The 26,010-nt window shown below is 68.9% G+C and carries 20 protein-coding genes; 14 read left to right on the top strand and 6 right to left on the bottom strand.

Annotation, left to right across the window (positions count from 1 at the left end):
- Nucleotides 1–112 precede the first annotated feature (112 nt).
- Genes H0523_RS00310 through H0523_RS00300 form a run of 3 tightly spaced genes read left to right on the top strand, consistent with a single transcriptional unit; the run spans nucleotide 113 to nucleotide 3,686 of the window.
- Complete coding sequence (locus H0523_RS00310; protein WP_020925013.1) at nucleotides 113–1,153, top strand: branched-chain amino acid ABC transporter permease; 1,041 nt, start codon at nucleotides 113–115, stop codon at nucleotides 1,151–1,153.
- The gene (locus H0523_RS00305; protein ID WP_054432861.1) at nucleotides 1,150–2,943 is read left to right on the top strand and encodes a branched-chain amino acid ABC transporter ATP-binding protein/permease; all 1,794 of its coding nucleotides are present in this window, start codon (nucleotides 1,150–1,152) and stop codon (nucleotides 2,941–2,943) included. Before H0523_RS00310 ends, H0523_RS00305 begins: the two co-directional genes overlap by 4 nt.
- Nucleotides 2,943–3,686, top strand: a complete 744-nt coding sequence (locus H0523_RS00300) for an ABC transporter ATP-binding protein (protein ID WP_054432860.1) — start codon at nucleotides 2,943–2,945, stop codon at nucleotides 3,684–3,686. Before H0523_RS00305 ends, H0523_RS00300 begins: the two co-directional genes overlap by 1 nt.
- Before the next feature lie 37 nt (nucleotides 3,687–3,723).
- Here the strand turns inward: H0523_RS00300 and H0523_RS00295 are convergent, their stop codons facing one another.
- Entirely contained in the window at nucleotides 3,724–4,659 is a 936-nt protein-coding gene (locus H0523_RS00295; RefSeq protein ID WP_054432859.1) for a glycosyltransferase family 2 protein, read from the bottom strand.
- Nucleotides 4,660–4,881: 222 nt separating this feature from the next.
- On the opposite strand from H0523_RS00295, the gene H0523_RS00290 reads away from it, so the two are divergent.
- Both H0523_RS00290 and H0523_RS32155 read left to right on the top strand, forming a co-directional pair.
- A complete protein-coding gene (locus tag H0523_RS00290) occupies nucleotides 4,882–5,841 on the top strand; it encodes a LysR family transcriptional regulator (RefSeq protein WP_054432858.1) in 960 nt (319 codons plus the stop codon).
- A gap of 1,380 nt (nucleotides 5,842–7,221) precedes the next feature.
- The gene (locus tag H0523_RS32155) at nucleotides 7,222–7,350 is read left to right on the top strand and encodes a hypothetical protein (protein WP_006226408.1); all 129 of its coding nucleotides are present in this window, start codon (nucleotides 7,222–7,224) and stop codon (nucleotides 7,348–7,350) included.
- A 238-nt stretch (nucleotides 7,351–7,588) separates the two neighbouring features.
- Here the strand turns inward: H0523_RS32155 and H0523_RS00285 are convergent, their stop codons facing one another.
- The 3 genes from H0523_RS00285 to H0523_RS00275 are packed head-to-tail and all read right to left on the bottom strand — an operon-like array spanning nucleotide 7,589 to nucleotide 9,953.
- Nucleotides 7,589–8,512 (bottom strand): sugar kinase, encoded by a 924-nt coding sequence (locus H0523_RS00285; RefSeq protein WP_054433958.1) that lies wholly within the window; start codon nucleotides 8,510–8,512, stop codon nucleotides 7,589–7,591.
- Nucleotides 8,505–9,149, bottom strand: coding sequence for a bifunctional 4-hydroxy-2-oxoglutarate aldolase/2-dehydro-3-deoxy-phosphogluconate aldolase (locus H0523_RS00280; RefSeq protein WP_054433959.1), 645 nt, complete (start codon nucleotides 9,147–9,149; stop codon nucleotides 8,505–8,507). Before H0523_RS00280 ends, H0523_RS00285 begins: the two co-directional genes overlap by 8 nt.
- A 24-nt stretch (nucleotides 9,150–9,173) precedes the next feature.
- Nucleotides 9,174–9,953 (bottom strand): IclR family transcriptional regulator, encoded by a 780-nt coding sequence (locus H0523_RS00275; RefSeq protein WP_054434024.1) that lies wholly within the window; start codon nucleotides 9,951–9,953, stop codon nucleotides 9,174–9,176.
- Nucleotides 9,954–10,196: 243 nt separating this feature from the next.
- Between H0523_RS00275 and uvrA the strand changes: the two genes are divergently transcribed.
- From uvrA to H0523_RS00245, 6 genes are all read left to right on the top strand, one after another.
- Nucleotides 10,197–15,956: an excinuclease ABC subunit UvrA gene (uvrA, locus tag H0523_RS00270; RefSeq protein ID WP_054433960.1), complete on the top strand. Its 5,760-nt coding sequence runs from the start codon at nucleotides 10,197–10,199 to the stop codon at nucleotides 15,954–15,956.
- A gap of 8 nt (nucleotides 15,957–15,964) precedes the next feature.
- Nucleotides 15,965–17,101 (top strand): aminodeoxychorismate synthase component I, encoded by a 1,137-nt coding sequence (locus H0523_RS00265; RefSeq protein ID WP_054433961.1) that lies wholly within the window; start codon nucleotides 15,965–15,967, stop codon nucleotides 17,099–17,101.
- Nucleotides 17,102–17,177: 76 nt separating this feature from the next.
- Nucleotides 17,178–17,810 carry an aminotransferase class IV family protein gene (locus H0523_RS00260; RefSeq protein WP_054433962.1) on the top strand — a complete coding sequence of 211 codons (633 nt, stop codon included), beginning with the start codon at nucleotides 17,178–17,180 and terminating at the stop codon, nucleotides 17,808–17,810.
- A gap of 100 nt (nucleotides 17,811–17,910) precedes the next feature.
- On the top strand, nucleotides 17,911–18,423 hold the full coding sequence (locus tag H0523_RS00255; protein WP_054433963.1) for a sigma-70 family RNA polymerase sigma factor: 513 nt from the start codon (nucleotides 17,911–17,913) through the stop codon (nucleotides 18,421–18,423).
- Nucleotides 18,420–19,394, top strand: coding sequence for a FecR domain-containing protein (locus H0523_RS00250; protein ID WP_180179994.1), 975 nt, complete (start codon nucleotides 18,420–18,422; stop codon nucleotides 19,392–19,394). The genes H0523_RS00255 and H0523_RS00250 overlap by 4 nt, the downstream gene beginning before the upstream one ends.
- A 106-nt stretch (nucleotides 19,395–19,500) precedes the next feature.
- Entirely contained in the window at nucleotides 19,501–21,909 is a 2,409-nt protein-coding gene (locus H0523_RS00245) for a TonB-dependent siderophore receptor (RefSeq protein ID WP_231689959.1), read from the top strand.
- Between the two features lie 47 nt (nucleotides 21,910–21,956).
- On the opposite strand, the gene H0523_RS00240 is transcribed toward H0523_RS00245, so the two are convergent.
- Nucleotides 21,957–22,859 carry a LysR family transcriptional regulator gene (locus tag H0523_RS00240; RefSeq protein ID WP_006388935.1) on the bottom strand — a complete coding sequence of 301 codons (903 nt, stop codon included), beginning with the start codon at nucleotides 22,857–22,859 and terminating at the stop codon, nucleotides 21,957–21,959.
- Nucleotides 22,860–23,052: 193 nt separating this feature from the next.
- On the opposite strand from H0523_RS00240, the gene H0523_RS00235 reads away from it, so the two are divergent.
- Genes H0523_RS00235 through H0523_RS00225 form a run of 3 tightly spaced genes read left to right on the top strand, consistent with a single transcriptional unit; the run spans nucleotide 23,053 to nucleotide 25,121 of the window.
- Entirely contained in the window at nucleotides 23,053–24,318 is a 1,266-nt protein-coding gene (locus H0523_RS00235; protein ID WP_054433965.1) for an aromatic ring-hydroxylating dioxygenase subunit alpha, read from the top strand.
- A gap of 2 nt (nucleotides 24,319–24,320) precedes the next feature.
- Nucleotides 24,321–24,794, top strand: coding sequence for an aromatic-ring-hydroxylating dioxygenase subunit beta (locus tag H0523_RS00230; protein ID WP_054433966.1), 474 nt, complete (start codon nucleotides 24,321–24,323; stop codon nucleotides 24,792–24,794).
- Between the two features lie 15 nt (nucleotides 24,795–24,809).
- The gene (locus H0523_RS00225) at nucleotides 24,810–25,121 is read left to right on the top strand and encodes a non-heme iron oxygenase ferredoxin subunit (protein WP_054433967.1); all 312 of its coding nucleotides are present in this window, start codon (nucleotides 24,810–24,812) and stop codon (nucleotides 25,119–25,121) included.
- Between the two features lie 42 nt (nucleotides 25,122–25,163).
- Here the strand turns inward: H0523_RS00225 and H0523_RS00220 are convergent, their stop codons facing one another.
- Nucleotides 25,164–26,000: a tRNA threonylcarbamoyladenosine dehydratase gene (locus H0523_RS00220; protein WP_054433968.1), complete on the bottom strand. Its 837-nt coding sequence runs from the start codon at nucleotides 25,998–26,000 to the stop codon at nucleotides 25,164–25,166.
- Nucleotides 26,001–26,010: the final 10 nt, after the last annotated feature.

The raw sequence follows: 26,010 nt of genomic DNA, 5'->3' as shown, positions 1-26,010 counted from the left end.
CCAGGGGGCATGCCTGCGGACCGGCAGAGCCGGCTCCGCGGCATCCCGATGGGCAGGGTTCAAGCGGAGATAAAACCGCTGCAGTGTTTTTCCGTTTTATCCGGAAGTACCGATGAATGCTCAGATCGCCCTGATACTCGGGCAGGATGGCATCACCAACGGCGCCATCTACGCGCTGCTGGCCTTGTCCATCCTGCTGGTCTTTACCGTTACCCGCGTGCTGTTCATCCCCCAGGGCGAGTTCGTCGCCTTCGGCGCGCTCACCATGGCCGCGCTGCAGGCCGGCAAGCCGGTGCTGCTGGTGTGGCTGCTGCTGGCGTTCGCGCTGGCCGAGGCCGTGGCCGACCTGATGGCGCGCGCCAGGCGGCCGGGACGCCGCGCGCCGCTGTGGCGCATCATCGCCAAGGTGGCGTATCCCCTGCTGCTGGCCGCGCTGTTCTACCGCCTGCCGCTGGCGCAATTGCCGATGGCCGTGCAGGCGCTGCTGACGCTGCTGCTGGTGGTGCCGATGGGCCCGCAGCTGTACCGCCTGTTCTACCAGCCGATCGCCTCGGCCTCGACGCTGGTGCTGCTGATCGTGTCGATCGCCGTACACCTGGCGCTGGTCGGCCTGGGCCTGCTGGCCTTCGGCGCCGAGGGCGCGCGCACCGCGCCGTTCAGCGACGCCAGCCTGGCGCTGGGTCCGGTCAACGTCAACAGCCAGGCGCTGTGGGTGGTGGCGGTGTCGGCGCTGCTGATCGTGGTGCTGTACCAGTTCTTCGAGCGCTCGATGTACGGCAAGGCCCTGCGCGCCGCCGCCTTCAACCGGCTCGGCGCGCGCCTGATGGGCATATCGCCGGTGTTCGCCGGCAAGGCCACGTTCTTCCTGGCGGCGCTGATCGGCACCGTCTCGGGCATCCTGATCGCACCCATCACCACCATGTATTTCGATTCCGGCTTCATGGTCAGCCTGAAGGGCTTCGTCGGCGCCATCATCGGCGGCCTGGTGAGCTATCCGCTGGCCGCCGCCGGCGCCGTGCTGGTCGGCCTGATCGAGGCCTTCTCCTCGTTCTGGGCCAGCGCCTACAAGGAGATCATCGTCTTCACGCTGATCATCCCCGTGCTGCTCTGGCGCTCCCTGAAAAGCCACCACGTCGAGGAAGAAGAAGAATGACCCCGCGCCACCTCGTCCTCGTGTTCCTGGCGCTGCTGGCGGCCGCGCCGCTGGCGTTGCCGCCGTTCTACGTCACGCTGCTGAACTACATCGGCCTGTACGCCATGGTGGCGCTGGGGCTGGTTCTGCTGACCGGCGTCGGCGGCCTGACCAGCTTCGGCCAGGCCGCCTTCGTCGGCATCGGCGCCTACACCACCGCGCTGCTCACCACCCGCGCCGACGCCCTGCCCGCCTGGCTGGCGTGGCTCGGCGCCTCGCCCTGGCTGACGCTGCTGGCCGGCCTGTTGCTGACGCTGGTGGTGGCCTACCTGCTGGGCGCCATCACGCTCAAGCTGTCCGGCCACTTCCTGCCGCTGGGCACCATCGCCTGGGGCCTGTCGCTGTACTTCGCCTTCGGCTCGGTCGAAGGCCTGGGCGGCCACACCGGCATCCCCGACGTGCCAGCCATCCACCTGTTCGGCTGGGCGCTGACGCAGGGCGATGAGATCTACTACCTGATCTGGGCCTTCCTGCTGGTGGCCATGTGGTCGACCAGCAATCTGCTCGATTCGCGCGAGGGCCGCGCCATCCGCGCCCTCAAGGGCGGCCGTGTCATGGCCGAGTCGATGGGCGTGGACACGGCCCGCTCGCGCATGGTGATCTTCATCATCGCCGCGCTGCAGGCCTGCGCCTCGGGCTGGCTGTACGCGCACATGCAGCGCTTCGTCAATCCGAACCCGTTCGGCCTGCAGATGGGCATCGAATACCTGTTCATGACCGTCATCGGCGGCGCCGGCCAGGTGTGGGGCGCGCTGGTGGGCGCCGGCGTGTTCACGGTGCTCAAGCAATGGCTGCAGGACTGGCTGCCCAAGCTGCTGGGCCAGACCGGCAACTTCGAAGTGATCGTGTTCGGCTTCGGCATGGTGCTGCTGCTGCACCGCTTCCGCGGCGGCCTGTGGCCGGTGCTGGCGCGCTGCGTGCCGGTGCACAAGCGCCAGCGGCAGATCGACGCCCAGGCCGAGCCGCTGCCGCGCAAGCCGATGCCGCCGCGCGGCGAGGTGGTGCTGAAGGCGGTCGACGTGACCCGCAAGTTCGGCGGCCTGGTCGCCAACAACGCCATGAACCTGGAGATCCGCGCCGGCGAGATCCTGGCGCTGATCGGCCCCAATGGCGCCGGCAAGAGCACCATGTTCAACCAGATCTCGGGCGTGGACACGCCCACCTCCGGCCAGGTCACGCTGCTGGGCCAGCAAGTGGCCGGCGCCGGCGCGCGCCGGATCGCCCGCCTGGGCCTGTCGCGCACCTTCCAGCACGTGCGCCTGCTGGGCCGCATGAGCGTGCTGGAGAACGTCGCCATCGGCGCCCACCTGCGCGGCCATCGCGGCGTGCTGCCGGCCGCCTGGCGCCTGGACCGCACCGAGGAGGCCCGCCTGCTGGCCGAGGCCGCGCGCCAGGTCGAGCGCGTCGGCCTGGGCAAACACCTGCACGACGAGGCCGGCTCGCTGGCGCTGGGGCAGCAGCGCATCCTGGAGATCGCGCGGGCGCTGGCGTCGGATCCCTGCATCCTGCTGCTGGACGAACCGGCCGCCGGCCTGCGCTACCAGGAAAAGCGCGAACTGGCCGAACTGCTCAAGAAGCTGCGGGCCGAGGGCATGGCGATCCTGCTGGTCGAGCACGACATGGATTTCGTGATGGGCCTGGTGGATCGCGTGGTGGTGATGGACTTCGGCGAAAAGATCGCCGAGGGCCTGCCGGCGGAGATCCAGCACAACCCCGCGGTGCTGGAAGCCTATCTGGGCGGAGTGGAATGATGAGCGCGAAACTGCTGGAAGTGCGCGACCTGCGCGTGGCCTACGACAAGGTCGAGGCGGTCTCGGGCGTCAGCCTGTCGGTGGACGAGGGCAAGATCGTCACCGTCATCGGCCCCAACGGCGCCGGCAAGACCACCCTGCTGTCGGCCATCATGGGCGTGCTGCCCTCGCGCGGCGAGATCGTGTTCGGCGGTAAGCGCCAGGAACACGCCGAGATCGAGGAAATGGTGGCGGCCGGCATGAACCTGGTGCCGGAAAAGCGCGAGCTGTTCGCCGAGATGTCGGTGGAGGACAACCTGATGCTGGGCGCCTTCGACCGCTTCCGTCGCGGCCTGCGCGACCAGGACCAGACGCTGGCCGAGGTCTACGACTTGTTCCCGCGCCTGCGCGAACGCCGCGCGCAGCTGTCGGGCACGCTGTCCGGCGGCGAACGCCAGATGCTGGCCGTGGGCCGCGCGCTGATGGCCAAGCCGCGCCTCCTGATGCTGGACGAACCCAGCCTGGGCCTGGCGCCGCGCATCGTGCGCGAAGTGTTCCGCATCGTCGAACAGCTGCGCGGCATGGGCGTATCGATCCTGCTGATCGAGCAGAACGCCCGCGCCGCGCTGCAGGTGGCCGATTACGCCTACGTGCTGGAAACCGGCAGCGTCACGCTGGAAGGCCCCGCCGCCCAGGTCGCCGAGGACCCGCGCGTGGTCGAGGTCTATCTGGGGCTGGGCCACGCCGCGCCGGCAACGGCGTAGCATCGCCTGACGGCCGTGGCGACCGTCCGGCCGGCGCTCAGGCCACGCCGCGCCGCCGGTCGCGGCGGTACAGCGCGTAGCCCAGCGGCCACATCGCCCCCACCATCACCCGCGCCCACGGATTGGTCAGGCGATAGGCCTGCAGCGCCGTCGGCACGCCGGAGTGCTTCAGATGCAGCCGGAAACGGGTGTAGCGCGCCGCGGCCATGATGAATTCACGCGGCCGGAAGCGGAAGAATTCCAGGTGGTGCTGCAGCATGTCCCAGGCCAGCAGGTACAGGCCCTGGGCATTGTTGGCCACCGACGTCGCGCCCCGGGTCAGCCCGCCCGGGGTGTCGTGATAGGTGCGCACCACCTGGTTGATGAAGCGGCTGAGGTAGCCGGCCCGCGCGATCGCCCACCACACCAGGCTCTCGGGCACGAAGCCCGCCACGTTTTCGGGAAAGGGATATTTCTTGAGGACGTCGGTGCGCATGCAACCGAATTTCTCGCCCTTGATGCGGTAGCGGAAATAGACGTCCACCGCCGTGCTGTCGAACACGTCCTGCGGATAGCGGTCGCCGACGATGCTGCCGTCGGGCCGGGCGCACAGGCCGGTCACCGCCACGTAGGAATCGCGCCGCGCCGGCGGAATCGCCTCCCAGGCCGCCTTGAACGTCGCCAGCGCCTCGGGCGGCATCTCGTCGTCGCTGTCGAGCGCCACGATCAACTGGCCATGCGCTTCGCGCACCCCGCGGTTGAAGGCGGTTTTCTTGTGCTGGTTGTTCTGCCAGATGTAGCGGATGGGGAAAGGGGCCCGCTGCTGCCAGTCGAGCACCGCTTCGTGGGTGTTGTCGGTGGACCCATCGTCCACGATCACCCACTCGAAATCCCGGAATGTCTGGCGGGATAGCGATTCGTACACCCTGTGCAACGTCCCCGCCCGGTTGTAGGTGGGCGTCAGGACGGTGAAGAACGTCGGCGTATCGATCATGCGAACTGGGCCCCTTGGCGATTCCGGATAACCGCTGCGGTCTTGGTATGGTGTTTCGCCTGAAGTGTAGGGGATATGCCCACGGCAACTGATGCCACGGCATGCAAATTTGCAATCAAATCTGACAAGGTGCGGATTCCCGGACTGATTCCCATCCACCGCGCCGGCGTTGGGACGGGCGCCGGAGTGGCGTAAACTCGGGCGGCCCACACCGGAACGCCTATGGAAGCCCCGACCGTCCAGCTCAACGACATCGCCCTGTTTGTAGAAGTTGCCAAGCGCAAGAGCTTCAGCCTGGCCGCCCGGGCGCTGAACATGCCGACCTCGACGCTGTCGCGCCGCATCAATGAGCTGGAACGCGCGATCGGCCTGCGCCTCATCAACCGCAACACCCGCCGCCTCGACCTGACGGAAGCCGGCGCGGCCTACATGAGCCGCTGCCAGGGCCTGATCGACGAGGCCCGCCTGGCGCACGAACAGCTGCAGGCGCTGTCGGGCGGCCCCTCGGGCAATCTGCGGGTGTCGATGCCCTACAGCCTGGCGATCTGGCTGCTGCCGGAAACGATCAACGATTTCACGGACCGCTATCCCGAGGTGGAGTGCGAGTTCGACCTGAGCATGATGACGGCCTCGGACGCCCAGGGCACGCCGTTCGACATCGTGCTGCGATTCGGCCGCAACAGCGACTATCCGGTGGCCAGCGCGGACAACGGCAATGGCGCCGCGCCGGCGCCCCGCAGCGACGGCGCGGTGGTGCAGGAGCTGGTGTCGCTGGACAACTATCTTTACGCCTCGGACCGCTATCTGGAACGTTTCGGGGAACCGAAGACGCCGTCGGACCTGACGCAGCATCAATGCCTGCGCACGACGATCGACGACGCCCATTCGCACTGGACGCTGCATAACGGGCGGGTGAGCGAACAGGTGCCGGTGAGCGGACACCTGGCGGCGAACAACATGAGCATCGCGGGGACGCTGGCGGGGCTGGATCTGGCGATCACGCGGATGCCGCATTGCCAGGCGCTGGATCCGATCATCAAGCGGAACTCGCTGCGGCGGGTGTTGCCGGGGTGGTCGGTGGATCCTATTTCGATCTACGTGGTGTATCCGTCGAGTATTCAGCCGGCTAAGACTCGGGCGTTTATGGATTTTATTCGGCCTAAGTTGGGGCCGGCTGAGTAGTTTTTTTTGGGGCGGAGTGGGTGCTTTAGGCGCGCGTGGCGGGGTCGGTGGGGGATGGCGGGGCTACGATTGCGGTCCGGAGCGTTCGCTCCGGACTTGCCTAGGCGGCCCCCCCCTTCGTCATCTTCGTCACAGCCTTCGGCTGTTCCTTCAGATTCCCTCGGGCGCATCTACACGCCCCGCCATCCCCCACCGACCCCGCCACGCGCTCGCGATGAGACTTACTGCCGGGCTTTGGGGCGGGTGGTGTGCTTGGCATGTTGATGCAACGTCAGGGCGGGGGGAGAGATTTACGGGGCCCGTCCTAAAAGGCCGCCCGGGCGGCCTTTTAGGACTTACGCGGAGTCTTGCGTCTGGGCGATGACGCTCTCGCGTGTGGGTGGGGGTGCTGGCGTTCTTATGTTGGGCTGGCGTGGATTGGAAGATCTTGCGGTGGTCGCCCTTCCTCGGCCGCGCGGGCGGCCATCGGAGGGCATCCGCGGGGTCTTGCGGTTGGGGATGCCGCTTCGCGCTTGCGGTGAATGGTGGGACGGGGCCCGCCTCAAGCCGGCCGCGCGGGCGGCCTTTTGAGGCTTACGCGATGTCTTGCGATCCGTGATGGCGCTATCGCGTGTGGGAACGGCGAGATCATTTTCTTTGGAAGGCTTGCTGCCGCCGCGAATGACTTTTCATTGAAAGCGTGCCAGCGTCGCAACGCATTGCTACCAAGGCCCACCTGCGCCAAAACCCTTTGCCATTGAGTGCATGCCCGCACCAAGACTGTTTGTGGTCGGCGCACGAAGCTCGTCACGCGCAACACGGCGCACATCGCGCCGACCACCACCGCCCCTCCCCCTCGACGCGCGGAATCAATAGAAACCCGCTCTCCACCCGCGCGCAGCGCCCCCGCCACAAACCAAACCGCACAACCGCCAATTCCGGCCGCCCGCGCGGCCGAAATTGGCGTCCCGGAAGGTTCCATTCCCTGAACACAGGTCTAGCAGCGCAACGAGCCTCGAAATCCGTAGCCCCTCGGTCGGGCGGACCCGATGGCGGGCAACCTCGATGCGCCCGAGGGAATCCGAAGGAGTCGCCGAAGGCGAGGACGAGGATGACAAAGGGGAAGTCCGGAGCGAACGCTCCGGACCGCAATCGTGGGCGCCCGCCATCGGGTCCGACCGACCGAGGGGCGACCTACGAACACCCAACTCGTCCCCGTTTTACAACCACAGCAGCCCCCCAAAATTGGCAGCCCCCCCACTTTCAGGCTAGAATGCCAAGTTACCCAATTCCCCCGCCAGCCCAGTATCCGGTTGTGCGGTCGGGTCGAAGCCTTGCCAAACCGCAAGACCCGCTTCGCCCCGCAAATCTGATTTCCGCAAATTCAACAGGAGAATCAACATGGCTGAACGCAAACGCGTGCGTCGCAACACCCTGGAACGCCGTTGCCTGGGCAAGGCCTTCAAGCGCTTGTTCGTCAAGTCGCCCAAGGGTGTGTTCAAGATGCTGGAAAAGATCAAGCGCGTCTAAATGACACGCCGGCCGCGCCAGGTTCCTGGCGTGCGGCCTGATCGAAAAAAATCCCCGCTGGTGCGAACCGGCGGGGATTTTTGTTTGGGCGGCCGGGCACGCCAGCGGTAGACAAACGGCCCGGGGAAACTGGCGAGTGGGCGACCCGCGTTGCCGGCAGGCCATTGTCGACGGGCCGCCTGCAGCGCCTGCGGTTGATACCGGCCGCGCTCGCTGGCGCCCACTTCAGCCCCAGGCGTCAACCCCGCAGCTTCGCCAGCACCTGCTCAGCGCGCGGCAGCGGATTGACCGCGCCGTAGCCCAGCGTCGACAGCGCCGCCGCCACATTGGCGTAGCGCACCGCGTCGGCCCAGTCGTCGCCCTGGCAGCGGCGCGCCAGCAGGCTGCCGGCGAAGCAGTCGCCGGCGCCGGTCGCGTCCACCGCCTCCACCCGCAAAGCCGCCACCGGGGTGCGCGTCTTGCCGTCGTCGATGATCGAACCGTCCTTGCCCAGCTTCAACACGACCACGCCCGTCGCCCCGGCATCGCGGATCCAGTCCAGCGTGCGTTCGGGGTCGTCGTTGCCGGTCAGGTGCTGCATGTCGTCCATGCTCGGCAGGAACAGGTCGGCATGGCACAGCGCCTCGCGCAGCACGGCGCGGGCCCGGTCCAGCGGCCACAGGCGCAGCCGCAGGTTCGAATCCAGGCTGACCTGCACGCCGGCCGCGCGCGCGCGGGCGATGGCCGCGAAGACCGTGTCGCAGGCGCTGGTGCTGATCGCCAGGCTGATGCCGGAGACATGCAGGAAGCGGGCGCGCTCGATCAGGCCGCCGTCGAGCGTGGCCGGCGTCATCAGGCTGGCGGCGGAGCCGCGGCGCAGGTAGCTGAAGGCGTGGCCGTCGGGGCCGTGCTGCACGAAGTACAGGCCGGTGTGCGCGCTGGCGTCGACCTCGACGCCCGAGGTGTCCACCCCCTCTTCGCGCCACAGGTCCAGGAACTGCGCGCCGAAGGCGTCGTCGCCGACGCGGGTCAGGTAGGCGCAGCGCGCGCCCTGGCGAGCCGCGGCGATGACGGCGTTGGAAGTGTCGCCGCCGAAGCCTTGCAGGTATTGCAGCTCGCCCTGGCGGGTCTGGTTCAGTTCGACCAGCGGCTCGCCCAGCGCGACGATGTCGAAATCAGCCATGGGCGGCCTCGCGGGTACGGATGATCTGCGCCACCAGCGCGGCAGTGTCGCGCGCGGCGAAGGCGGCCTTGTCGTAGAGGTTGCTGCCGATGCCGACCAGGCCGGCGCCGGCGGCGAAGTACGAGGCCATGTTCTCGGCGGTGACGCCGCCGGTGGGGCAGAACACCGTGTCCGGGTAGACCGACTTCAGCGCCGCCAGGTGCTTGGGGCCGCCGGTATCGGCCGGAAACACCTTGACCACGTCGACGCCGGCGCGGCGCGCGGCCAGCACTTCGGTGGGCGTGAAGGCGCCCAGCAGGCACAGGGCGTCGGCGGCGTGCGCCAGGTCGACGATCTCGGTGGCCAGGGCCGGCGACACCAGGAAGTCGGCGCCAGCCACCAGGGCCTCGCGCGCCTGGGTTTCATCCAGCACCGTGCCCACGCCCAGCAGCAGGCTGGGACCGTGCTTGTCGCGCAGCGCGCGCACCAGGTCGGTCACGCCCGGAATGGTCCAGGTCAGTTCCAGCGTGGTGCAGCCGGCGGCCACGGCCACCTCGGCGGCGTAGGCCGCGGTGGCGGCGTCCTGGTAGCGCAGCACGGGCACGACCCGGGCGGCGAGCAGGGCGTCTAGCTTCGAGGCAAGGGGAGCAGCAGTCATGGCATTCCTTTCGGGACGGAGCGTTCAGGCGCCGCCGGATGGCAGCACGGCGAGTTTGGCGGCGGCCGCATCGCGCAGCCGCAGCAGGGGTTCGATATAGGCGGATTGCGGATCGTCGCGGCGCCGGAACATCAGCGTGCTGACGCTGACGCAGGCCACCGGCTGGCCGGCGGCATCGCGCAGCGCCACGCCGTAGCAGACGATGCCGGGCTCGTTTTCCTCGTTGTCCAGCGCGTAGCCGCGCGCCGCCGTCTCGGCCAGCGCCGCGCGCAGCGCGGGCAGGCTCGCCACGGTGCCGGGCATGCGCGATTCCAGCGGCAGGTCGCGCAACAGGCGCTCCCGCGCCGGCTCGCCCAGCGCGGCCAGGTAGGCCTTGCCGACCGCGCTCGAATGCAGCGCCACCGCCGCGCCCACGCGCGAGGCCATGCGCACCGGGCCGGGGCTTTCGAGCTTGTCGATGTAGATCATTTCGGCGCCGGCCGGCACCGCCAGGTGCACGGTCTCGCCGGTCGCGTCGCGCAGCGCCTGCAGATCGGCCGCGAGCGCGGCGCGCAGGTCGAACTGCGACCAGGCGCGGCTGGCCAGGGCCAGCAGGCGCGGCCCCAGGCGATAGGCGCCGTCGGTTTCGGCCACCATGCCCTGCTCGGCCAGCGCGGCCACGATGCGGTAGACGGTCGGCCGCGGATAACCGCTGCTGCGCGCCAGCGCCGCCGCCGTGGGCGGCTGCGGCGCGTCCGCCACCGCCTGCAACACCGTCATGAATTTGGCGAACGCCGCGGCGCCCGCCACCTTGGATTCCGACACGACCGCCCCCACCTCGGGTAGATGCCCTGCGTTAACAATGCGCCCGCAGAATGCACCCGGCAAACCGCGCTAATTTCAGACGAATCTGCGATACTGTTTATTTGTACAGCAGCGGAGCGCATGTTTGACCACATTGTGGACACATGCCTCACGATATAGGCAATTATTCCACATCGCCGCGCCCGGAACCAGCCACTGGCCGTCGTCCGGGGCCGCGCCCTCCCTCAGGCTACGATACCGTCCATGAGCTCCCAAATCCGCATCGTTGGCGCCCGCCAGAACAATCTCAAGAACCTGGACCTGACCATCGCCACCGGCGAACTGGTGGTCGTGACCGGCGTGTCGGGGTCCGGCAAAAGTTCGCTGGCCTTCGATACCCTCTACGCCGAGGGCCAGCGCCGCTACGTGGAAACCTTCTCGCCCTATGCGCGCCAGTTCCTGGACCGCATGGACAAACCGCAGGTGGACCGCATCGAGGGCATCCTGCCGGCCATCGCCATCGACCAGACCAACCCGGTGCGCAGCTCGCGCAGCACGGTCGGCACGATGACCGAGCTCAATGACCACATCAAGCTGCTGTTCGCGCGCGGCGCGCGCCTGCACTGCCGCGGCTGTGGCAAGGTAGTGCAGCGCGACACCCCGGAATCGATCTACCGTTCGCTGGCCGAGCGCTCGGCCGCCGCGGGCGATCCGCGCCTGGTGGTGACCTTCCCCATCGCCGTGCCGGCCAACTTCACCGAAGACGAAGTGCGCGGCTTCCTCGAGCAGCAGGGCTACACCCGCGTGCACGCCGAGGAAACCGCCGTGCCGAACGCCACCGCGCCGGCCAAGGGCGCCAAGAAGGAAAAGGGCAAGGCCAAGGCCGCCGCCGAGGAACGCCGCATCCTGCACGTGATCCAGGATCGCTTCCGCTTCGCCGGCACCGAACGCGAACGCGTGATGGAAGCGCTGGATACGGCATTGCGCATGGGCGCCGGCCACCTGGCCGTCTACGTCATGGACGCCGAGGGCGCCGACGCGCACACCTGGAAGTACAGCGACCGCCTGCACTGCGCCGACTGCAATATCGAATACACCGATCCGCTGCCCAGCAGCTTCTCGTTCAACTCGCCGCTGGGCGCCTGCGAGGCCTGCCGCGGCTTCGGCCGCGTGATCGGCATCGACTTCGGCCTGGTCATTCCCGACGAGAACAAGACCCTGCTGGAAGGCGCCATCAAGCCCTGGACCACGCCCTCGTACAAGGAATGCCAGGACGAACTGCAGAAATACGCGCCGCGCGCCGGCGTTCCGCTGGGCGTGCCCTGGAAGAGCCTGAGCGAGGAGCACAAGCGCTGGGTGCTGTACGGCACGCCCGACTGGAAGGGCGGCAACGACGCCTGGAAGCACCAGTGGTACGGCGTGCAGCGCTTCTTCGACTGGCTCGAGACCAAGTCGTACAAGATGCACGTGCGCGTGCTGCTGTCCAAGTACCGCAGCTACACGCCCTGCCCCACCTGCAACGGCGCGCGCCTCAAACCCGACGCGCTGCTGTGGCGCCTGGGCACCAAGGCCGAGGCCGACGCCGTGCTGCCGCCGGAAGACGGCCGCTACAAGCGCTTCATGCCGGTCGGCGCCAACTGGAGCCGCGAGCAGCTCGACAACCTGGACGGCCTGTCGATCCATGACGTGATGCTGCTGCCCATCGAACGGGTGCGCACGTTCTTCGACAAGCTGTCGTTCGAAGGCGCGCTGGACGCCGCCACCGACCTGCTCATGACCGAGGTGCGCGCGCGCCTGAAGTTCCTGTGCGACGTCGGCCTGGGCTACCTGACGCTGGACCGCCAGAGCCGCACGCTGTCCGGCGGCGAAGTGCAGCGCATCAACCTGACCACCGCGCTCGGCACCTCGCTGGTGAACACGCTGTTCGTGCTGGACGAGCCGTCCATCGGCCTGCACCCGCGCGACATGCACCGCGTGGTCGAAGTCATGCATCGCCTGCGCAACGCCGGCAACACGCTGGTGGTGGTGGAGCACGACCCGCAGGTCATGGTGGCCGCCGACCGCATCATCGACATCGGCCCCGGCCCCGGCGAACGCGGCGGCCAGATCGTGTTCGACGGCACGCCGGCGCAGCTGCGCGCGGCCCGCACGCTGACCGGCGACTACCTTGGCGGCCGCCAGCGCGTCGAAGCGCCGCGCCCCATGCCGGTGGCGGCCAACACGCCGCGCCTGCTGCTCGAGGGCGTCAACGCGCACAACCTCAAGAACGTCTCGGTCGAGCTGCCGCTGGGCCGCCTGGTGTGCGTGACCGGCGTATCCGGCTCGGGCAAGTCGACGCTGGTGCAGGACGTGCTGTTCCCCGCCCTGCTCAAGCAGAAGGGCAAGCCGTCTGAAGCCCCGGGCGCCTTCGAGCGCCTGCTGGGCGCCGAGCAGATCGCCGACGTCGTCATGGTCGACCAGACCCCGATCGGCAAGACCGCGCGCTCCAACCCGGCCAGCTACGTGGGCGCGTTCGACGCGATCCGCAAGCTGTTCGCGCAGGCGCCGCTGGCGCGGGAACGCGCCTACACCGCCGGCACCTTCAGCTTCAACGGCGGCGACGGCCGCTGCCCGACTTGCGGCGGCACCGGCTTCGAGCACGTCGAGATGCAGTTCCTGTCCGACGTCTACCTGCGCTGCCCCGATTGCGACGGCAAGCGCTTCCGCCCGGAAGTGCTGGAAGTGCGCGTCGAGCACCTGGGCAAGAGCGCCTCGATCGACGAGGTGCTGGAAATGACGGTGAGCGAGGCGCTGGAATTCTTCAAGGGCCTGCGCGACGTGCAGACCGGGCTGGCGCCGCTGGCCGACGTCGGCCTGGAATACGTGCGGCTGGGCCAGCCGGTGCCGACCCTGTCGGGCGGCGAGGCGCAGCGCCTGAAGCTGGCCGGCCACCTGGCCGAGGCGGCGCGCAGCGGCATCTCCACCGCCAAGGTCGCCAAGAAGGGCAGCCTGTTCCTGTTCGACGAACCCACCACCGGGCTGCACTTCGATGACGTCGCGCGCCTGATGCGCGCCTTCCGCAAGCTGCTGGCCGCGGGCCACACGCTGCTGGTCATCGAGCACAACCTGGACGTGATCCGCGCGGCCGACTGGCTGATCGACCTGGGCCCCGAAGGCGGCGACGCCGGCGGCCTGGTGATCGGCGTCGGCACGCCGCAGGACCTGATGGCCAACCCCGCCTCGCATACCGGCGCGGCGCTGCGCGACTACGAAGTCAGCATCCTGCCGGCCGACGTGGTGGTCAGCAGCGACATCGACGCGCAGGAGGCCGAACAGGCCGGCCTGACGGCCCGCATCGCCGAGCCCGAAGCCGTCTATGGCGCCGGCGAAGGCACGCCGCTGCAATCCCTCATGCGCAAGCGCCGCCAGGACAACATGGCGATCGAGATCCGCAACGCGCGCGAGCACAACCTGAAGAACGTCAGCGTCGAGATCCCGCGCGACAAGTTCACCGTGATCACCGGCGTGTCCGGCTCGGGCAAATCGACCCTGGCCTTCGACATCCTGTTCAACGAAGGCCAGCGCCGCTATCTCGAATCGCTCAACGCCTACGCCCGCGCCATCGTGCAGCCGGCCGGCAAGCCCGACGTGGACGCCATCTTCGGCATCCCGCCGACCGTGGCCATCGAGCAGCGCACCAGCCGCGGCGGCCGCAAGTCGACCGTGGCCACGATGACCGAGATCCACCACTTCCTGCGCCTGCTGTACGTGAAGCTGGGTACGCAGTACTGCCCGGACTGCAACGTCGCGGTGGAGCCGCAGAACACCGACCAGATCGTGGCGCGCCTGCTGCGCGAACGCAAGGGCGAGCACATCGGCCTGCTGGCGCCGCTGGTCACCGCGCGCAAAGGCTACTACACCGACCTGGCCAAGTGGGCCGGGTCCAAGGGCCACTCGCACCTGCGGGTCGACGGCGAGTTCATTCCGGTGGCGCCGTGGCCGCGCCTGGACCGCTACAAGGAACACACCATCGAGCTGCCGGTGGCCGACATCGTGGTCGACCCCGCCAACGAGGCCGACCTGCGCGCCGCCGTCAAGAGCGCGCTGGAAAACGGCCAGGGCGTGATGTCGGTGGTGTGGCCCGTGAACAAGCTGCACGAAGCGCTCGACAGCGAACTGCAGCAGCAGCACTTCTCGGTCAAGCGCGCCTGCCCGTCGTGCGGCACCAGCTTCCCCGAGCCCGATCCGCGCCTGTTCTCGTACAACTCCAAGCACGGCTGGTGCACCGGCTGCTTCGGCACCGGCCTGCAACTGCAGGGCTTCGACGAAGAACAGACCGGCGAGGAAACCGCCTGGAACGCCTGGTACGAAGGCGAGGCCAAGGTCTGCACGCAGTGCGACGGCCAGCGCCTGAACCGGGTCGCGCGCGCCGTGCGCTGGCGCGACAAGTCGATCGCCGAGCTGGCCTCGCTGCCGGTGTCGGACGCGCACACCTTCTTCACCGGACTGGTGGCGCGCGGCCGCGAAGGCGAGATCGCCCGCGACATCCTCACCGAGATCCGCGGCCGCCTGAACTTCATGCAGGAAGTCGGCCTGAACTACCTGGCGCTGGACCGCGCCGCCCCCACCCTGTCGGGCGGCGAGGCGCAGCGCATCCGGCTGGCGGCGCAGCTGGGCTCGAACCTGCAGGGCGTCTGCTACGTGCTGGACGAGCCCACCATCGGCCTGCACCCGCGCGACAACCGCATCCTGCTGGACGCGCTGGCGCGCCTGGAAGGCAACGGCAACACGCTGGTGGTGGTCGAGCATGACGACGACACCATCCGCCGCGCCTCGCACATCATCGACATCGGCCCCGGCGCCGGCATCCGCGGCGGCCGCGTGGTGGCGCAGGGCAGCGCGCAGGACCTGATCGACGCGCCCGAATCCGTCACCGGCCGCTACCTGGCCAAGCCGCTGCAGCATCCGCTGCAAGGCCGCCGTCCGGTCGAGGCCGACACCCCCATGATCGAGATCAAGGGCGCGCGCCTGCACAACCTGCGCAGCGTCGACGCCAAGATCCCGGTCGGCCGCCTGAGCGTGGTCACGGGCGTGTCCGGTTCCGGCAAATCGACGCTGGCGCGCGAAGTGCTGCTGGACAACCTGATGCAGGCCGTCTCGCAGGGCAAGGCGCCCGGCTGGGCCGGCTGCGAGAGCATTCAGGGCTGGGAAGCGATCGACCGCGTGCTGGAAGTGGACCAGACCCCGATCGGCAAGACGCCGCGTTCATGCCCGGCGACCTACGTCGGCTTCTGGGACGACGTGCGCAAGCAGTTCGCCGACACCCGCGAAGCGCGCATGCGCGGCTGGACCGCGGCGCGCTTCTCGTTCAACACCGGCGACGGCCGCTGCCCGATCTGCGAAGGCCAGGGCATGCGCACCATCGAAATGAACTTCCTGCCCGACGTGAAAGTGCCGTGCGACGCCTGCAACGGCGCGCGTTTCAACAGCGACACGCTGAGCGTGCAGATGCGCGGCAAGAACGCCGGCGAACTGCTGTCCATGGAAGTCGATGACGCCATCGAATACTTCGCCGCCCATCCCAAGATCCATCGCCCGCTGCAGCTGATGCAGGACGTCGGCCTGGGCTACCTGACGCTGGGCCAGCCGTCGCCGACGCTGTCCGGCGGCGAGGCGCAGCGCATCAAGCTGGTCACCGAGCTGTCCAAGGCGCGCCTGACCGACGGCCTGATCAAGACCGGCCGCGCCTCGCGCATCCCGCACACGCTGTACGTGCTGGACGAGCCGACCGTGGGCCTGTCGATGGCCGACGTGGAAAAGCTGATCCACGTGCTGCACCGCCTGGTGGAAGCCGGCAACACGGTGGTGGTGATCGAGCATAATCTCGACGTTATCGCCGAAGCCGACTGGCTGCTGGACCTGGGCCCCGAAGGCGGCACCGGCGGCGGCAAGCTGGTGGCGCAGGGCTCGCCGGAACACGTCATGACCCTGAGCGACCACTCCCACACGGGCCGGGTGCTGACGGAGTTCCTGGCACAACAATAAAGAGCGTCATGCATTGTCGTTTTGAAGACCGGCTGTCCGGCCGCGCCCTGCGGCTGGACGGCTTTCTGGCCCGCATCGAGGCGCGCGCGGCGGCCGAGGTCGGCCCCGCCCTGGCCGCCATCGAGGCGGCGCGCCAACGCGGGCACTGGGTCGCGCTGCTGCTGGACTACGAGCTGGGAGAATGGCTGTTGCCCGAAGCCGCCCGGCCCGCGCCCGCCGGTCCCTGGACGCCGCCGCATGATGACGGCCGGGCGCGCCTGACGGCATTGGTGTTCGAGCGCCAGATCGACGAAACGCCATGGGACGCGCCGGCGGCCGACAGCCCGCCGGCCGCCCTCAGCATCCCCGCGCCGCGCATGACCGAGGCCGGCTACGCGCGCCAGATCGAGGCCATCCGCGCGCTGATCGGCGCCGGCGAGCTGTACCAGGTCAACTACACCCAGCCGCTCGACGTGCAATACCAGGGCGACGCGGCCACGCTGTACCGCCGCATCGCCGCGCGCAATCCGGTGGCGCACGGCGCCTACATCGAGGACGGCGCGCGCACGGTGCTGTCGTTCTCGCCCGAACTGTTCGTGACCCGCCGCGGCGCGCGACTGACCACCCGGCCGATGAAGGGCACGGCGCCGCGCCACCCCGACCCGGCCGAGGACCAGCGCCTGGGCCAGGCGCTGCTGGCCAGCGACAAGAACCGCGCCGAGAACCTGATGATCGTGGACCTGCTGCGCAACGACCTGGGCCGGCTGGCCGAGCCCGGCTCGGTCAAGGTCGAGGCGCTGTTCTCGCTGGAACGCTATCCCACCGTCTGGACCATGACCTCGACCGTGTCGGCACAGGCGCCGGACGCCACGCTCGAAGACGTGCTGCGCGCGCTGTTCCCCTGCGGCTCCATCACCGGCGCCCCCAAGGTCGCCGCCATGCGCCGCATCCGCCAGATGGAGGCCGCGCCGCGCGGCCTGTATTGCGGCAGCATCGGCTGGCTCGCGCCCGACGGCGACTTCTCGCTCAACGTGGCGATCCGCACGCTGGTGCTGGACCAGGCCGGCCACGGCGTCTACAGCGTCGGCGGCGGCATCGTGCATGATTCCGATCCGGCCGAGGAATGGCAGGAATGCCACTGGAAGGCCCGCATCCTGCGCGCCTGAGTGCGCAATCCGTGTCCGCGGGGTAGGATAGAACCCGGCCCCGCCCGCCGCCGCCCGCCGTTTACCAGGAGCCCCCATGCAACCCGAACTGATCGAGACCATCCTGGTCGACGCCGAGCACCGCGTGCCCCTGCTGGCGCGCCACCTGCGCCGCCTGGAGCAGTCGTGCAAGGCGCTGGGCTACACCTGGGGCGGCAACGCGGTGCAAAGCGACATCATGATCGCCGCGCTCAGCCTGAACACCCCCGGCGCGCACCGCCTGCGCCTGCTGGTCGCGCGCGACGGCAGCCGCCACATCCAGACCGCCGTGCTGCCGCCGCTGCCGGCGGAGCAGGAAATCATGCTGGCGCCCGAGGCGCTGCGCTCGTCCGAGCCGCTGCTGCGCTACAAGACCACCTACCGGCCCTGGTACACCAAGACCATCGAATGGCTGCCGGCCCATCCGCACATCTTCGATCTGGTCTACCTGAACGAACGCGGCGAACTGTGCGAAGGCAGCCGCAGCAACGTCTACCTGCGCCTGGACGGCGACTGGTACACGCCGCCGGTCGACAGCGGCTGCCTGCCGGGCGTGCAGCGCGCCGAACTGCTGGACACCGGCAACGTCAGCGAACGCGTGCTGACCCTGGCCGACCTGCACGCGGCCGACGAAATCCGGCTGTCCAACGCCCTGCGCGGCTGGTTCACGGTCACCCTGCGCGAAACCTGAACCCGTCCGCCCCGGGACGACGCCGATTGCCAAACCGGCAAGCCTGAAGAATAATTGATACTCATTCTTATTGATTATTCGACGTTGGCAACGTCCCATCGTGTTCCCCTCCCCGCGCGCGGCATCCCCCGATATCGAAGTCCTCTATAGCGACCACCACGGCTGGCTGCAGGATTGGCTGCGCCGCCGGCTGGGCAACGCCTTCGACGCCGCCGACCTGGCGCACGACACCTTCCTGCGGGTGCTGCGCAACCTCGAGCCGATCCGCGAACCGCGCGCCTACCTGACCACCATCGCCCACGGGCTGGTGGTCAACCACTGGCGGCGCCAGGACCTGGAGCGCGCCTATCGCGACACGCTCGCCACCGTGGCCGACACCCTGGCGCCCTCGCCCGAGGAAGGCGCGCTGCTGCTGGACGCGCTGTGCGAACTCGACGCGCTGCTCAACCAGCTCAACCCCAAGGCCCGCGCCGCGTTCCTGCTGTCGCACCTGGAGGGCTACACCTACGTCGAAATCGCCGCGCGCCTGGAAGTGTCCGAGCGCATGGTCAAGAAGTACATGGCGCAGGCGATGCTGCATTGCCTGACCGCCGGCCAGCCGCCCGCGCCATGAGCGCCGCCGCCCCCAGCTTCCAGGTGCTGCAGCAGGCCGCCGAATGGTACGCGGCGCTGGGCGCGCCCTCGGTCGACGCCGCCGAACGCCAACGCTGGCGCCAATGGCACGACGCCGATCCGGCCCACCAGCAGGCCTGGCGCCAGGTCGAGGCCATCAGCGGCAAGTTCCTCAATCTGCCGGGCGGCAACAAGCCCATGGCGCACCGCCTGCTGGACGCGGCCGCGGCCGGCCAGGCCCGCCGCCGCCTCACCCTCAAGACCCTGACGCTGCTGTGCGGCGCCGGCCTCGGCGGCTGGGGCGCGTCGCGCGCCCTGCCCTGGCGCCAATGGGCCGCCACCCACCACACCGCGCTGGGCGAACGCCGCCAGATCCGGCTGGCCGATGGCGCCGTCATCTGGCTCAACACCGACAGCGCGATCGACGTGGACTACGGCCCCGACCTGCGCCGCATCAGGCTGGTGGCGGGCGAGATCCTGGTCGCCACCGCCCCGGACAACCAGTCTCCCGCCCGCCCCTTCGTGGTCGACACGGCCCAGGCGCGGCTGCGCGCCCTGGGCACGCGCTACAGCGTCTACCAGCAGGACGGCGCCAGCGTGGTCGCCGTGTTCGACGGCGCGGTGCGGATCGAACCCGTGGCCAATGGCGTCCCCGGCGGCATCCTGCATGCCGGCGAACAGGCCCGCGTCACGCGGGCCGGCGCCGCGCCCGCCGAGGCCGCCGCCCTGGCGCGCCGCTCCTGGGCCGACGGACTGCTGGTGGCCGAGAACATGCGCCTGGGCGATTTCGTGGCCGAACTGTCGCGCTACCGCCGCGGCTACCTGGGCTGCGCGCCGGAAATCGCCGACCTGCGCATCGTCGGCACCTACTCGACCACGGATACTACGCAGGCCCTGGCAACCCTGGAAGCCACGCTGCCGCTGCGGGTGCGCACGCCCATGCCCTGGTGGACCGTGCTGGAGCCCAGATAGCGCGCGGCGCCGGCCGCCCTGCGCCGCGCGTCGCGGGCAGGTTCCCCTTTTTTCCGTCTCGATTGGCATACGGGGTGAAACCACCTCATTCACCTCCTGTCGACCTATGCCATTCCGTTCCCTGCCCTCCGCGCGCCGCCGCGCCGCCCTCCGCCAACCGGCCGCCGCCGCGCTCGCCGCCACCGTCATCGGCCTTGCCCCGCTGGGCGCCGCGCCGGCCCATGCCCAGGCCGCGGCCGACACCGTGGCCGAGCGCGACTACGACATTCCTGCCGGCGACCTCAGTCGCGTGCTGACCGAGTTCGCGGTGCAGGCCGGCATCCAGGTCTCGGTCGACGCCGCGCTGACGGCCGGGCGCCACAGCCCGGGCGTGCGCGGCCGGCAGTCGCCGTGGTCCGGCCTGAACGCGGTGCTGGCCGGCACCGGCCTGCAGCCGGTGCGGCGCGGCAATGCCTTCAGCGCGCGCCTGGCGCCCGCCGGCGACGCCGTCACGCTGCCCAGCGTCACGGTGCAAGGCAGCGCCACCGCCTCCCTGCAGCAGGAAGGCCTGGCAAGCGATGGCTACCGCGCCACCACGGTGTCCGCCGCCGGCGCGCTGGGCGGCATGGAGCTGCGCAACGCGCCCTATTCCTTCAGCGTGGTGACGCGCGACCTGCTGCAGAACGTGCAGGCGCAGTCGCCCGACGACGTCTACCGGATCAACCCGTCGACCCTGACGCAGACCCCGCAACTGAGCGGCTGGGCGCCGATGGTCAAGATCCGCGGCTTCAACAGCTACGACCGCGCCGAAGACGGCCTGCGCCGTTCATACGGTTTCGCCGCCTCGCTCGAAGACAAGGAACGCGTCGAAGTGCTCAGCGGCCTGTCCGGCTTCCTGTACGGCGCGGCCTCGCCCGGCGGCATGGTCAACTATGTCAGCAAGCGCCCCACGCCCGACTACCTGAACAGCATCACCGTGGGCAACTACGGCGGCAGCCAGTACTACGTGCATGGCGACTTCGGCGGCCCGTTCGACGACAACGGCAAGGTCGGCTACCGCGTCAACCTGGTGCGCCAGAACGGCGACACCGCCGTCGACGACCAGAAGATCGACCGCACCCTGGCCAGCCTGGCGCTGGACTTCAACATCACCGACCGCTTCAAGCTCGAGCTGGGCGCCTCGTACAGCGACTACAAGATGCGCTCGCCCACCGCCTACTGGTTCGTCGGCGAAGACGTGCACCGTCCCGCGGCCATGGATTCGAGCAAGGATTGGGGACAGCCGTGGATCCGCGACGAAACCCAGAGCCGCCGGTGGATGGCGCGCATGACCTACGAGGCCAGCGACCACCTGACGCTGCGCGTGGCGCACCTGCGCGAATACCAGGACCGGCCGGTCCAGTACCACACCATGAATTCGATCCAGCCCGGCAACCAATACCTGCAGCTGCGGCAGAAGGTCGGCGAGACCAAGACGGAATCCGAGGCCTGGCAGGCGCTGGCCGACATCTCGTTCGACACCTGGCAGGTCGGCCACAAGATCACCCTGGGCTATTACGGCTACATGGACAAGCAGTGGCAGACCACCTACGCGCCCCATACCGGCTACCAGGGTCCGTACGGCCTGGATTCGCCCACCCTGGTCGCGGAACCCGACTGGCCCTCCGACGCCGCCAAGCGCACCTACTACGCCAGCCGCATCCGCAACGACAACTTCATGATCGGCGACCTGATCCGATTCAATGAGCAATGGTCGGCGCTGGTGGGCATCAACCGCAGCACCATCAAGTCGATGGAACGCGGCGCCGACGGCCTGCCCGGCCAGCCGGACTACGACCGCGGCCGCAACTCGCCCAACGCCTCGCTGATGTTCGCGCCCACCCCGTGGCTGACCACCTACGCCACCTACATCGAAGGCCTGGAACAGGGCGGCGTGGCGCCGGACGAGGCCGTCAACCGCCTGCAGGTGCTGCCGCCCATGCGCAGCAAGCAGCGCGAACTGGGCGTCAAGGCCGAGCTGGGCGGCGTGCTGGTGAGCGGCGCGCTGTTCGACATCGAGAAATCCTACGAATATTCCAACAATGCCAACGTCTACGTGCAGGACGGCATCCAGCGTCATCGCGGCGCCGAGGTGTCGGCGGTCGGCAAGGTCACCGACGCCTGGACGGTGATGGGCGGCGTGACGCTGCTGACCGCCCGCGTCGAGGGCAGCGCCAACGACGGCAGCGCTCCGATCAACGTGCCGAAGATCATGGCCAAGCTGTATTCCGAGTACGCGCTGCCGTTCGCGCCGGGCCTGAGCGTGACGGGCGGCATCTACCACGTCGGCCAGCAGTACGCCACGGCCAGCAACAACAGCCGCCTGCCGTCGTACACCACCTTCGACCTGGGCCTGCGCTACGCCACCAAGGTCACCGGCCGGCCGCTGACGCTGCGCCTGAACGTCAACAACGTCGCCAACCGCGACTACTGGCTCAACAGCTACTACCTGGGCAGCCCGCGCAGCGTGGCGCTGTCGGCGCAGATGCAGTTCTGAGGACGGCGCCAGGGCCTGTTCACACTAAAAGGAGCCTCGCACAGGCCCTAATCCGCGAACTGCTCCACCACCACCTGCCGCAGCCACTGGTTGGCCGGCTCGCGGTGGTTGCGGGCGTGCCAGAACACGTTGATGACCGACTCCGGGATCTTCACCGGACAGGGCGCGGTGGCCAGGCCGAAGGGCTTGCAGGCGCAATCGGCGAAGCGCCGCGGCACCACCGCGATCATGTCGGTGGCCTGCAGCACCGGCCCCACCGCCATGAAGTGCGGCACCGTCAGGCGCAGGCGCCGGCGGATGCCGGCCTGCTCGATCACCTGGTCGACCACGCCGTGGCCGGTGCCCTCGGACACGATGGCGACATGCTCGGCGGCGCGGAACTGGCGCGCCGACACGCCGGTGCGCGCCAGCGGATGGTCCTCGCGGAAAATGCACACATAGGGCTGGCGGAACAGCCGGCGCTGGAAGAAGCCGTGTTTCAGGCCCGGCAGGAAGCCCATCGCCAGGTCGATGCGGCCGCGCTCCATCTCGTCCTTCACATCGATCGAGGTGGTGCGCACGGTGCGGATGGTGACGCCGGGCGCGGCGTCGTCCAGCGCCCGCATCAGGCGCGGCAGGAAGTAGGTCTCGCCGACGTCGTTGACGCCGATGACGAAGGCGCGCTCGCTGCGCGCCGGATCGAAGCTGGCGCGCGCGTTGAGCGTGCCGTGCAGCGCCGCCAGCGCATCGGCGATCGGCTGCGCCAGCGCCTCGGCATAGGGCGTGGGCACCATGCCGCGCGAGGTGCGCAGGAACAGCTCGTCGCCCAGCAGCTTGCGCAACCGCCCCAGCGCGTTGCTGACCCCCGGCTGCGAAATGCCCAGGTTCTGCGCCACCGCCGACACCCGGCCGTGCTTGCACAGCTCGTTGAACACGACCAGCAGGTTCAGGTCCATGTCTTGCAGGTTCATGCTTGTCTCCACCAATATTTATTTTGGTGATTGTTGTCATCATCCAGATTCTATTTATTTATTTCACACCCTGGCCGATGATGCAACAAACGCCGGCGCCGATGTCGCGCGGGCCCCGATGGATGAAGGAGACAACCATGCGCCATCCCCTTGCCCCGCCCTGTAGGCGCGGCCGCCTCGCCGGAGGCCGCCGATGAACGCCCCCGAACAACCGCTCTCGTTCGTGCCGCCCTGGCAGGGCGACGGCAGCCACCGCATTCCCTTCGGCGTCTACACCGACGCCGCCCTGCACCAGCGCGAGCTGGAGCGCTTCTTCTACCGCGGCCACTGGAGCTACGTCGGCCTGGAAGCGGAAATCCCCAACCCCGGCGACTTCAAGCGCACCGCCGTGGGCGAGCGCTCCGTCATCCTGCTGCGCGACAACGACGGCCAGGTGCGCGTGGTGGAAAACGTCTGCGCCCACCGCGGCGTGCAGTTCTGCCGCGAACGTTCCGGCAACCGCAGCGAGTTCGTCTGCCCCTACCACCAGTGGAACTACGACCTGCAGGGCAACCTGATCGGCGTGCCGTTCCGCCGCGGCGTCAAGCAGGACGGCCGCGTCAACGGCGGCATGCCGCCCGACTTCAAGCCGGAAGAGCACGGCCTGACCAAGCTGGCCGTGGCCTGCCGCAACGGCGTGGTGTTCGCCTCGTTCGACCACGGCGTCGAGCCGCTGGAGGACTACCTGGGCCCCGACATCCTGCACTACTTCGACCGCGTCTTCGACGGCCGCCAGCTGGTGATCCACGGCTACAGCCGCCAGCGCATCCCCGGCAACTGGAAGCTGATGCAGGAGAACATCAAGGACCCCTACCACCCCGGCCTGCTGCACACCTGGTTCGTCACTTTCGGCCTGTGGCGCGCCGACAACCGCTCCGAACTGAAAATGGACCGCCACTTCCGCCACGCGGCCATGATCTCGACCCGCGGCCAGGGCGGCAAGGGCAGCGTCACCAGCGGCGTGTCCAGCTTCAAGGAACAGATGACGCTGAACGACGACCGCTTCCTCGACATCGTCCCGGAACCCTGGTGGAACGGCCCCACCGCCGTGCTGATGACGCTGTTCCCCAGCGTCATCATCCAGCAGCAGGTCAACTCGCTGTCCACGCGCCACATCCAGCCGGTCGGCCACGACGCCTTCGACTTCGTCTGGACCCATTTCGGCTTCGCCGACGACACGCCCGAGATGACGCAGCGCCGCCTGCGCCAGGCCAACCTGTTCGGCCCGGCCGGCTTCGTCTCGGCGGATGACGGCGAAGTCATCGAGTTCTCGCAATCGGGCTTCGCGCAGAAGCCCTGGCACCGCAGCGTTGCCGAGCTGGGCGGCAAGACCGCCGAGAACACCGACCACATGGTGACCGAGACCCTGATCCGCGGCATGTACGCCTACTGGCGCCGCGTGATGGAAGCGGAGGCGTGACGATGCTGGACTTTCCCCTCTACTACCAGCTGACCCGGCTGTACGCCGACTACGCCGCCGCGCTCGACGCCGAACAGTGGGAACAATGGCCCGACTTCTTCCTGGAGGACTGCGTCTACAAGGTGCTGCCGCGCGAGAACCACGAGCGCGGCTACCCGCTGGCGACCATGTCGTTCGAGAGCCGCGGCATGCTCAAGGACCGCATCTACGGCGCCACCGACACCATCTTCCACGACCCCTACTACCAGCGCCACGTGGTCGGCGCGCCGCGCGTGCTGTCGGTGCGGGGCGACCGGATCGAATCGGAAGCGAACTACGCCGTGTTCCGCACCAAGCCGAACCAGCTGACCACGGTCTACAACGTCGGCCGCTACCTGGACGTGATCCGGCAGACGCCCGACGGGCTGAAGTTCGAGTCGCGGCTGTGCATTTTCGACAGCGAGCTGATCCCGAATTCGCTGATCTATCCCATCTGACCAGGACATCAAGACATGAGTACGAACTGGATCAAGGCCATCGCGCTGGCCGACGTGCCGGACGAAGACGTGATCGCCGTGCAGGCGGGCGACCGCGAGATCGCGCTGTACGGCGTGGAAGGCGGCGTCTACGCCACCGACAACCTCTGTACGCACGGCAATGCGCGCCTGTGCGACGGCTTCCTGACGGGCCACGAGATCGAGTGCCCGCTGCACCAGGGCCGCTTCGACGTGCGCGACGGCCGCGCGCTCTGCTCGCCGCTGCGCGACAACCTGGCGACCTACCCGGTCAGGATCGAGGATGGCGTGGTGTTCGTGGCGCTGTGACCCGGGCGCGGCGGCGTTCCGTGACGGGCCGTCGCCGCCCAGCTAGCCTTGCAGCGCCAGCCGCAAGGCCTCGTTGGCGGCGGCCATGCCCATGGCGGCGGTCACGGTGACCACCGAACCATAGCCGGCGCAGGATAACCCCTGCGGCGCCACGGCCTGCGCCGAAGCGCCCATATCGTCCTCGGCCTCCGCCTGCCGCGTCCATTCATCGGGCAGGATGGCGGGCTGGTCGAACCACAGGGCATGAATTCCCATCTTCGGCACGCGCTTGAGCGCCTTGCCGTTCTTGTCCGACGCCCGCGGAAACCCATGCTCGCGCCGCAGCTTGTTGCGCAGCTTGGACAGCAAGGCATCGTTGACGGCGGCCGACAGGTCGCCGGCGCGCAACGCCAGCGGATCGGTCTTGCCGCCCGCGCCGCCGCACAACAGCATCGGAATCCCCAGCGCCCGCGCATGCAGAATCATGGCGATCTTGGCCGCGGCCTGGTCGGTGCAGTCGATGATGGCGTTGTAAGGACCGGGCAGCACTTCCCCGACGTTCTCCGGCGACACGAAATCATCGACGCGCGTCAGCCGGCACTCGGGATTGATGGCCAGGACGCGCTCGGCCATGGCATCCACCTTGGATTGCCCCAGGGTTTGCGTGAGCGCGTGGATCTGCCGGTTCACGTTGGATTCGGCGATGTGGTCCAGGTCGATCAGCGTCAGGGCGCCGACGCCGCAACGGGCCAGCGCTTCGACGGTCCAGGAGCCCACGCCGCCCAGCCCGGCGACGGCGATGTGGGCGTTCTGGAGGCGTGCGGGAGCGTCGGGGCCGTAGAGGCGGGACAGGCTGCCGAAGCGGCGGGCGATGTCGGCTTTTTCTTCTGGGGCGGTCATGGGGGGTATT

Origin of the sequence: Achromobacter insuavis, assembly GCF_902859645.1 — a bacterium.
GTDB lineage: Bacteria > Pseudomonadota > Gammaproteobacteria > Burkholderiales > Burkholderiaceae_B > Achromobacter > Achromobacter insuavis.
Note: the sequence above shows the minus strand (reverse complement) of the source record. Positions and strands in the feature narration are given on the sequence as shown.

Coding starts and splice junctions, on each gene's coding strand:
- H0523_RS00285 (WP_054433958.1), bottom strand. CDS start 8,512: ATGGCTGATTTCGACATCGTCGCGCTGGGCGAGCCGCTGGTCGAACTG.
- H0523_RS00300 (WP_054432860.1), top strand. CDS start 2,943: ATGAGCGCGAAACTGCTGGAAGTGCGCGACCTGCGCGTGGCCTACGAC.
- H0523_RS00295 (WP_054432859.1), bottom strand. CDS start 4,659: ATGATCGATACGCCGACGTTCTTCACCGTCCTGACGCCCACCTACAAC.
- H0523_RS00245 (WP_231689959.1), top strand. CDS start 19,501: ATGCCATTCCGTTCCCTGCCCTCCGCGCGCCGCCGCGCCGCCCTCCGC.
- H0523_RS00230 (WP_054433966.1), top strand. CDS start 24,321: ATGCTGGACTTTCCCCTCTACTACCAGCTGACCCGGCTGTACGCCGAC.
- H0523_RS00225 (WP_054433967.1), top strand. CDS start 24,810: ATGAGTACGAACTGGATCAAGGCCATCGCGCTGGCCGACGTGCCGGAC.
- H0523_RS00305 (WP_054432861.1), top strand. CDS start 1,150: ATGACCCCGCGCCACCTCGTCCTCGTGTTCCTGGCGCTGCTGGCGGCC.
- H0523_RS00310 (WP_020925013.1), top strand. CDS start 113: ATGAATGCTCAGATCGCCCTGATACTCGGGCAGGATGGCATCACCAAC.
- H0523_RS00220 (WP_054433968.1), bottom strand. CDS start 26,000: ATGACCGCCCCAGAAGAAAAAGCCGACATCGCCCGCCGCTTCGGCAGC.
- H0523_RS00250 (WP_180179994.1), top strand. CDS start 18,420: ATGAGCGCCGCCGCCCCCAGCTTCCAGGTGCTGCAGCAGGCCGCCGAA.
- H0523_RS32155 (WP_006226408.1), top strand. CDS start 7,222: ATGGCTGAACGCAAACGCGTGCGTCGCAACACCCTGGAACGCCGTTGC.
- H0523_RS00240 (WP_006388935.1), bottom strand. CDS start 22,859: ATGAACCTGCAAGACATGGACCTGAACCTGCTGGTCGTGTTCAACGAG.
- H0523_RS00290 (WP_054432858.1), top strand. CDS start 4,882: ATGGAAGCCCCGACCGTCCAGCTCAACGACATCGCCCTGTTTGTAGAA.
- H0523_RS00280 (WP_054433959.1), bottom strand. CDS start 9,149: ATGACTGCTGCTCCCCTTGCCTCGAAGCTAGACGCCCTGCTCGCCGCC.
- uvrA (WP_054433960.1), top strand. CDS start 10,197: ATGAGCTCCCAAATCCGCATCGTTGGCGCCCGCCAGAACAATCTCAAG.
- H0523_RS00235 (WP_054433965.1), top strand. CDS start 23,053: ATGAACGCCCCCGAACAACCGCTCTCGTTCGTGCCGCCCTGGCAGGGC.
- H0523_RS00260 (WP_054433962.1), top strand. CDS start 17,178: ATGCAACCCGAACTGATCGAGACCATCCTGGTCGACGCCGAGCACCGC.
- H0523_RS00265 (WP_054433961.1), top strand. CDS start 15,965: ATGCATTGTCGTTTTGAAGACCGGCTGTCCGGCCGCGCCCTGCGGCTG.